This is a genomic window from Carboxylicivirga sp. (genome assembly GCF_982718395.1).
The window spans coordinates 37,272-45,453 of sequence record NZ_CEXQWX010000032.1 but is presented as its reverse complement, the minus strand read 5'-3'; the positions used below and the strand labels follow the sequence as shown (position 1 = coordinate 45,453).

Below are 8,182 nucleotides of genomic sequence, written 5' to 3'. Positions count from 1 at the left end.
GTACAAAAAGGCGAGTATGATATTGTTATTTCGGAATTAGCTTCTTCTTTAAGAGACTTACAACCTGACGAACAGGTAAAAGAAATTGGTTTATGTATAAATGCCATTCATGGCTTACGTCTGGCACGATTATTTAACTGTAAGGTAAGTGTAGAATTACATACTGATTTAGCGAACGATATTGAAGGCACCTTTAATACCGGCCTTCGTTTGTTTGAGTTATGCCCTGATCAATTTATTGTAAAGGTTCCTTTCTCTTCTGCAGGTTTAATTGGTGCAAGAAAGCTCCATGATGCTGGCGTACCTGTTAATCTAACCTTATGTTTTAGCGTCAGACAGAATGTGATAGCCAGTTTAATTGCTAAACCTGCTTATTCAAATGTTTTTGTAGGTCGGGTTGGAGCCTATTTTTCAAATAATGGATTTAAGGTTGAGAATATCGCCGAAAAAGTATGCTCCGAAACTCAAAAGTGCCTGCGAAAAGTAAATGAACGCGGCTTATCCAACACCAAGTTGATTGCAGCAAGCATCAGAAATACAGACCAGTTGATAAACCTTGTAGGCACAGATGTACTTACCATTCCTGCTAAGATTGTTGATCAAACTGTGAAAGAAGACATCTATGCTAAACATTCAGGTATTACGAATTATGCTAATGGCAAGCTGGATGGAGCCGTGGAGAAACAACTAAACCTAAAACATTTGTGGCAAATACGAAATGCCGAGAAAGAAGTCGCAATACACTTGGCAGAGAAAGTACCCACAAATACAACAGAGCTGGTAAATCTATTTGACCACTATGGTTGTCATGATATATTCCCCCACTTTAATGAGGATGAACTAGATCACTTAAATAATGATGGAAAAATACCACAACACAATAAGTGGAGCGGAAGGATTGAAAATTACGAGATTGGTATTGACACTATTCTGAACAAAGCCGGTCTTTTTGCATTCATGAACGATCAAAAAGAGCTCGATAGCAGGATTAAAAACTTATTATAAAAATACGGCCTTAGCGGTTTGCTTAAGGCCGATTCAATATTATATTTCTTCAGGAGAATTTTCATGGACTTCACTTTCCTGCTCTTCCTTGTTAAGAGGTTTGAGGTTGGGAGGTATTTCCTCATTAACTTCCTCATCTTTAAAGTATGGGAAGAAATCCAGAATTGGACTTTCCGCAATGGCATTAATATCAAAATCAACTGTCATGCCGCCCATTCCTTCATTTATCTTGTCGTAAGCATCTTTTACATTACTAGCCAAAACTAAAATCTGGTTACTAACCTTTTTTTCTTTGCCCGACTTTTCATCAACCGAAGCAAATGAAATTTTGCTTTTATACCAGATATCCCCATCTTCATTTTCAAATATCTCGGTATAATTAGCTTTTCTGATATTTGTTACGACGAATTCCCCGCGAATCATCGATTCCATTTCTTTATATATCCTTGACTCAGCCTCAGTAAAAGATACAGCATCAAACAAATAGGTTTCACTTACTTTTTTTTCTTTGCCTGATTGCTCATCTATTTTATCGTATTTGACTTTACACTCAAATAAGTTCTGCATAATAATTTTCAATTTAGTCAGGCAAAGATAAGACAGAATGGCACAAGCCAAAATGTTATCAGAAGTTTTAAGTTAGATGTTATAAAATTCACTTTAAAGTGAGCCTAACATGTTTGTTAGCTCCCCAAACTAATAAATAAGATCAGAAAATCTCTGAAATTGTAACATAAAACCCTTGCTCTCCCTTTGCTAAACCATAATCTACACGTACATTCATTCGTGGCTGTAATTCAGCTCTAAGTCCAACTCCACCATTGGGCAACCAGTTAACAAACCTATCAAATGATGAAGACACTGAACCAGCGCCAAGCCATACAACGTATCCCAAACGACTATTATAGTTATTTTTCTTATTTGGCTTCCCGCGCTTAAACATGTGCCTGTATTCAACAGTGGTAAAAACCATATTATCATCGCGGAACCTTCCCATTGTATAACCCCTCATGTTATCCAGACCTCCAAGCATTGATTTATCTGTCCACGGAGTTTCACCACTAAAAGTGAACCGACCTTTTACTTGCCAGGCCAACGTTCTTCTTTTCCTGCCAATGCTTTTATATTGACGATAATCCAGATCTAAGATATTATACAGAGCATCCCCACCAAAAAATTTATTGAAGTTTGTGAAAATGCCGCTTATAAATGTGCCTTCGTATGCATTTTGAACGAAATCCCGGGTATCGTAATTAATCTCGAAACCAATGCCTGTATTGAATACATCTGTTCCCTGCGATAAAATATATTCATCTTGCTGCATCAACGGATTCATATTCATCGCCCGCGTCCTGTTGATATCTATTACAAACCCAACAAATAAATTATTCCTGGTTCGAAACATCAGACGCTGATAAAAGCGCCAATAGTTGCGCGTATAAGCTGTAGTTGTATCCGACATAGGTACATTAACGCCATTTTCGTAACCTACACCCCAATAATTATCTGGCATATCCCTTAATTGAAACTCACCAACAGAACGAATTTTATCACCTTTCCAATAAATAACATTTAAAGCTCTTACAGCAAATGCTCCATTTGAGCTATAACCTGCTGAAAATGGTATGGAAGAAAGATTCAGAAACCTGTCTTTATCTGTTTTAAATGTGATTAGCCCACCACCAGATAATAGAAACTCTGTTTCTGGTGTATAAGAAGGTGCAATATAGGGCATCAGCTTAAAAGTTTTACCTTCAATTTCGGCAAAACGCAGTGAATCGATATTATTGATTATTTTATTCCTGGTGGTATCAACCTGAGCTTGTGTACTAGCAAAACACACAAAGAAGGAGATTAATAAAAGATTTCTCACAATTTAATCGCAGATGTATTTAATTTTTCCAAATATAACCAGAAAAAATAACAAATAACAATTACTGATTTCCAGCAACTTACACAATAAGTCCAGATGAAATTGAATTTTATTGAAAAAAATTCAAAAAAACTATACGTCCAAATACGGATACGATTGTCTTATAAATGTAAACAAAAATGAGACTGATATGAATGCTAAAGCGATTAGGCGTAATTTGTACAAAGTTTTAAGAAAAACTGGTGTACCGAAGAACCGGATTAGTGAAGAGGCCTCGCTACGTGATGAACTTTTTGTTGATGATTTAGATATGAACTGTTTCTTGTTTTATTTAGAGACGCGGTTCGATGTAGCTATACAAAATGAGGAGATTCCTCAACTGACTTCTGTAAAATCGACCATTGACTATTTACAGAAGCATTGTGCATAAGATTTTTCAATGACCAATCCCATGAGGTTGTTTCCAAACAAGACAATAAAACCACTCATTTTATCGTCCCATCAACTTATTTGGAAACAACCTTTGTTTTCTTAAAAACCATTTCCAAAGCCTGATCGGGTCGAATAATATTATAATTTTTCCAAAATTGTTCATCATTTTCTTTAATGTGCTCAGCCAGCACATATTTTGATTTATATAATTCGGATGGTTTAAGCTTGAATTTATTATTCTTCTCACAATCACTTATTAACAGTTCTGTTACAGCTGAGAAAACAGAGTTGATCTTTTGTTTTTTATCATTGATCCTGACCACTATTTCTCCTTCAATCCGGTTTAATATCCATTTATCATCGAACATTCTGTAATCAATATAGTAGCTGGCTTTAAGTGGCTTTACCTTAACTTTTCGTGATGCTTTACGAATAAGTGATTTACCACTGCTTCGCAATGCTCTGTTGGTTAATTCAAATTCACTTCTTACCAATGCAAAACTCTCCGAATGAATGTATAATATACCATTGTACAAAAGGTTACCATTATCTTCAACAGGGCGAAATTTAACTTTGTATACAAGTTCATCATTTAGTACATCAATGCCATCATAGCTATATTTGTATAAATAATTATCAGGTGAGTAAAAATCCTGGTACCTGGCAATATCAACACGAGAAAATTGAAAAGGTCCTCCCTCAAGTTTAAAGTCAATAAAATCCATTGACTGGAGGTCATTCTTTTTCCGCCCTTTTATAAATTTGACCCGCTCCATGTTGGAAGGATTTAAGTAACCGGGTTTAATTATTTTAATAATGGCTTCTGACACTTGCACATATTCACCATCCTGCTTTATTGACTCACGAAAAAACCCTTCCAGAACTGTTTGTTGTAAAAAATAGTTTTCATCATGATTTAATTTCAGCTGCTCGATAATAACGTTGGGATCCTTGTAGGTAATCTCAACTTCATCTAACTTAACTGAGCTTGGTTCTAAATAAACATTAATGACAGAGTCACTTTCTGGTATTGACTTTAAAGTCGTATGATAGCCTAAAAACGAGAATGCCAGTTGTTCATCCGCATAATTTAATGGTAATTTAAATTCATACAGTCCTTCTGAATTGGTTATTGTTCCCAATGGTTTTCCATTGACCGATATATTAACAAGGGACAAAAAAGTACTATCGGGCTGATTATAAACCGTGCCAGTCAGACGAATTGCTTTGGGGGAACTGGGCCGGATTATTTGTTTACTAATAATAATCTGCCCATTTGAATAACTAATATCTACAGCATTTTTTCCTAAAACCTCTTGCACAATCAATAGAGCATGTTTATCCTGATAATTGGCATTCACCACACTATCTGAATTAAAAGCATTGACATCGTATGCTATATCAATATCTGTTTTAATCGTTAAAGAATCGAATAAAGCCTCAATGGTTATATTTTGCTGCTCAAACGATATGATTTGTGCATTAGTAATATGTGATAAGCAAATAAAGTAAAGTAGTATTAAATATTTACAATATAGATGCTTATTCATTAGCAGGTTAGATTTATGAAGTTATTGATGATCTATAATTCACTACAATGTATAAAATTTAAATTAAAAGATTATCTGTCCATTCTCATAATTCGAATCGTATATTTTAATTCGCACGTATGTAATAAATATTGTTGTCAATTGAATAATATAAATTGAAAGTACCGCAAACCGAACCAAGAACATGCTCTAATGAATGTTGGCTAAATGTAGCATTTAAAACCTGTTTTTCAGAAGCAATATTCTCATCCAATTCTATTTCTATATGATATGTTTCTTCTATAATTCTTACAATATCCTTCAAATTGGTATCATTAAATTCAATCTCTTTTGTTTTCCATGCCTTATAGTTAGAAGTAAATACCTTGTGAGTCTTCAAGGTATTTGACTCCATTGAGAAACTTGCAGCTTCCCCCGCTTCTAAAAAAACATTTTCGTTGATGGATATAGCGTCAACCTTCACCTTACCATTTGAAACAACAACCTCAGAATTACCTGATCCTTTATATGCTTTTACATTAAATGATGTACCCAACACTCTGATATTTAACAATTCAGTCTCAATTATAAAAGGTTGCTCATCATTTTTAACCACATCAAAGTACGCCTCACCTGAAAGTTTTACAGCCCTTGTTTCGCCCGTGAAGTCTTTAGGGAATGATAATTTACTCCCGTAGTTTAAAACTGCTATTGATCCATCTGGCAAATTAACCTCTTCAACTGCTTCAGATGTTGATATGACCGTTTGTCCTTGATTAGTATAAATGTTAATAAACAATGCAGAAGCAAGGATAACAATAAAAAGGGCCGCTATTGATGCAATGAATTTAAATTTTCTATACTTGCCACCTTGATTCATTTTATTCCTAACACTAAACCAAGCATTTTCTGTATCAATGGTTCTTAACTCCTGTGCATAATGAGCATCTCCCCACAGTTTTTTTACCTGCTTTTCGATATCTGGATTTTCGGCCAACTCCTTTTGGAGTTGAAGGTGTTCCTGAGCACTTAACTCACCCGAAACATCTTTCGCCAACAGGCTCCAACTAATATTTTCATTCTCTTTCTTCATCTTACTCACATTTGAAGCATTATTAATAACCCAATGGTTGCCAACAATTGCTTTTTTAATGGTTGAAGTTGTTCCCTCAGGTATTTCAGGGCCTTTCCCATTTGTACTTCAACAGTCTTTGGCGATATATTTAGTTTTTCTGCTATTTCTCTGTATTTCAATCCATCCATCCGACTCATCCTGAATATCCGTCGCCGTTGTTCCGGCAATTCATCAATGACCTTATTGATGCGTTGCAAGTAAACATTTTCATTAAAAGTCATCCACACTTGCTCAGCTTGATGATCATGATCGTTTTCATAATCACGAACAATCTTACGGTGTTTTAACTCATTCGTGCAACGATTTCTCACTGCCACAACTAAGAAACCTTTTAAAGATCGTATTTTAACCGTCTTTCTTTTTTCCCACATCTGAACAAAAACACTCTGAACAATACTTTCAGATAAATCTCTATCGCCCAAATATTTTTGCGCCAATAGAACTAAATGTGGGTAATAATTTTTAAAAACTAACTCGAAGGCATACTCATCACCAGCTTTTATTCTTTTTAAAAGCACATCATCCTGATTATTCGATTTAAGGTTTGTGGCCATCAATGTTTAGTTTATTATAGGACAGGCAGGAAAGTTTTTTCCCTTATCTAATTTACATTTTTTTGCCATCAATTGTAAATTATCTTACTAATCCTGCCATTCAAAGGTAGTGATAACTGCAGCATGATCAGATGGGAAATCAAAGGCATAATCATTTAGAGTATATGATTCAACAGTTGCCAGGTGCTTTCCTTTGTAATAAATGAAGCTGGTTCGATTCTTCATTATCGAATCTGTCCGTGGGGATAATGTATAACCAAAATCGATAGTTTCATCAGGATAAACTTGCCGGTAACTATCAATAAAACCTTTAGCTTCCATTTGCATGCTGGTTGGATATGGAATACTGAGGCCAAAATTCTTTTTAGTATTATTAGTTGTCCAATCAAGATGAGAACCTGTGTTGAAATCGCCTCCAATTATGAGTGGCTTCATATCTGCATTATAAGTCAGATGGCTTAATTCACTTAGCAGAAACTGCACTTCTTTACCTCTTGATTCCATTTCCCAAACGAGCACTGAATCAACATTTACCTCTGTCGATTTCAAATATTCTTCTAAGAGTGGTGTTTCGCTTAATTGTACAGGACAAATAAAAATACTTTGATCTTTTTTGACCTGTAACTGAACACAACCAATTATATCCGACTTAAAAATATTGTGCGCATCAACGATTGGGTATTGACTTAAAACGCAAAGATTATCACTTCGTTTGTATAATTTATAGTTGAGTGCATCGGCAATAGCAATTCCTGCTTCACCAGCTTCCTGTAAAAGAAGTATATCAGGCATTTCATTTTCAACCAACCTGATTATTCGCTGAACACCAACATATTTTCCATCATGAGTTCCCCCATCCCACAGATTCCATGTCATCACTTTAATCGACTTCGCATTGATCCGTTTCTGAAAGCACTGATACTCTTTCTTCTTATATAGTATCCTAACCTCATCATCATTGATAACGCGAGACCAAATTTGCAGATCATCAAGCTGACCATTAAACAAATCCGGCTTTTCTTCATCCGGTGTTGCGGTTCCGATATGAATAAGTGAGCTGTTTAACCTGATCTGACTATCATTTAGAGAATAGATTGCAACATTATTGCCATCATAATAAAGGCGGGCCTGTTTGAGATCTCTGTCAAAAGAAAAAGTCAAAAGATGCCATTCCCCATCGTCAATTTTCTGTTTTATTGTTGGTCTGTAATTCCAGGTTTTGAACCCATCAGAAAACCACCATTCCCATGCCCCGTTAGTCTGAGTTTTGATTTGCCATCCACTCATCACTATCGAATCTTTCTGAGTTTGGGATAGTATAGTATATGGTTCAGGATCACCTGGATGCTTCTTAACCCAACAGGAAACCGTAAAGCCTTTATAATCATCCAAAGAAAAGTTATCCTTTAACTTTATAGATAAAGCCTGACGGGTCATCGCATTGATTGATAAATCAAGGCAAGTGTCTTCTTTTTCGTATTCATAGGTAACTGACTGAGGTCCGTAAATGGCCGTTTTAGCCATCCCCATATTACTCAAATTATTATTGAAACTATAGTGGATGAGTGGCTTACCAATTGAGGTTTCGTTTTCACAAGACGATACAATTATAATTAGTATTAGCCCTAATAAACAGCAGGATATATAATTCATG

Annotated in this window: 8 protein-coding genes; 2 read left to right on the top strand and 6 right to left on the bottom strand. The window is 35.4% G+C overall.

The genetic code is table 11. The annotated features are described in order from the left end of the window. The coding region (locus AC4MRQ_RS08375; RefSeq protein WP_491197213.1) for a transaldolase family protein at positions 1-1,005 on the top strand (1,005 nt) is incomplete at its 5' end. Positions 1,006-1,044: 39 nt separating this feature from the next. Here AC4MRQ_RS08375 and AC4MRQ_RS08370 read toward each other — a convergent pair. Both AC4MRQ_RS08370 and AC4MRQ_RS08365 read right to left on the bottom strand, forming a co-directional pair. Beyond that, a complete protein-coding gene (locus AC4MRQ_RS08370) occupies positions 1,045-1,572 on the bottom strand; it encodes a DUF4494 domain-containing protein (RefSeq protein ID WP_491197212.1) in 528 nt (175 codons plus the stop codon). 142 nt (positions 1,573-1,714) lie between these two features. Continuing rightward, positions 1,715-2,848 carry a BamA/TamA family outer membrane protein gene (locus tag AC4MRQ_RS08365; RefSeq protein WP_491197211.1) on the bottom strand — a complete coding sequence of 378 codons (1,134 nt, stop codon included), beginning with the start codon at positions 2,846-2,848 and terminating at the stop codon, positions 1,715-1,717. A 142-nt stretch (positions 2,849-2,990) separates the two neighbouring features. Here AC4MRQ_RS08365 and AC4MRQ_RS08360 point away from each other — a divergent pair, with 142 nt between their 5' ends. Then, positions 2,991-3,308 (top strand): acyl carrier protein, encoded by a 318-nt coding sequence (locus tag AC4MRQ_RS08360; protein WP_491197210.1) that lies wholly within the window; start codon positions 2,991-2,993, stop codon positions 3,306-3,308. A 76-nt stretch (positions 3,309-3,384) separates the two neighbouring features. On the opposite strand, the gene AC4MRQ_RS08355 is transcribed toward AC4MRQ_RS08360, so the two are convergent. From AC4MRQ_RS08355 to AC4MRQ_RS08340, 4 genes are all read right to left on the bottom strand, one after another. Beyond that, positions 3,385-4,860, bottom strand: a complete 1,476-nt coding sequence (locus tag AC4MRQ_RS08355) for a carboxypeptidase-like regulatory domain-containing protein (protein WP_491197209.1) — start codon at positions 4,858-4,860, stop codon at positions 3,385-3,387. A gap of 106 nt (positions 4,861-4,966) precedes the next feature. Further along, positions 4,967-5,932 carry a FecR family protein gene (locus AC4MRQ_RS08350; RefSeq protein ID WP_491197208.1) on the bottom strand — a complete coding sequence of 322 codons (966 nt, stop codon included), beginning with the start codon at positions 5,930-5,932 and terminating at the stop codon, positions 4,967-4,969. A gap of 5 nt (positions 5,933-5,937) precedes the next feature. After that, positions 5,938-6,528, bottom strand: a complete 591-nt coding sequence (locus AC4MRQ_RS08345; RefSeq protein WP_491197207.1) for an RNA polymerase sigma-70 factor — start codon at positions 6,526-6,528, stop codon at positions 5,938-5,940. 87 nt (positions 6,529-6,615) lie between these two features. Then, positions 6,616-8,181 (bottom strand): LamG-like jellyroll fold domain-containing protein, encoded by a 1,566-nt coding sequence (locus AC4MRQ_RS08340; protein ID WP_491197206.1) that lies wholly within the window; start codon positions 8,179-8,181, stop codon positions 6,616-6,618. Position 8,182: the final 1 nt, after the last annotated feature.